Annotated in this window: 1 protein-coding gene; it reads left to right on the top strand. The window is 73.2% G+C overall.

The genetic code is table 11. The features are described 5' to 3' along the window. On the top strand, positions 1–399 hold a 399-nt coding region (locus IF45_RS31845), incomplete at both ends, for an AMP-binding protein (RefSeq protein WP_037638939.1).

Here is a 399-nt window from a genome sequence, read left to right as displayed (position 1 = left end):
GTGAGCGGGAGCGGGTGGTGCGGGAGTGGGCCGGGACCGAGGGCGTCGCCCCCTGGCCGGGAACCCTCCACAGCCAGGTCGCCGAACGGGCCGCCGAACGTCCCGACACGATCGCCGTGGTCTGCGGCGAAGACGCGCTCACCTACGGCGAACTGGATCGCTCCGCCAACCAGCTCGCCCACCACCTGATCTCCCTCGGCGCGGGCCCCGGCCACCTGGTCGGCCTCTCCGTCGAACGCAGCACCGACATGGCCGTCGGCCTGCTCGGCATCATGAAGGCCGGCGCGGCCTACCTGCCGTTGGACCCGGCCTACCCGGCCGACCGGCTCACCTACATGCTCGAAGACTCCGGCGCCCGCCTCCTCATCACCCACCACCACACCCAGCCGGCCCCGGCAG

It is taken from the genome of Streptomyces albidoflavus, from assembly GCF_000719955.1.
Lineage (GTDB): Bacteria > Actinomycetota > Actinomycetes > Streptomycetales > Streptomycetaceae > Streptomyces > Streptomyces albidoflavus.
Note: the sequence above shows the minus strand (reverse complement) of the source record. Positions and strands in the feature narration are given on the sequence as shown.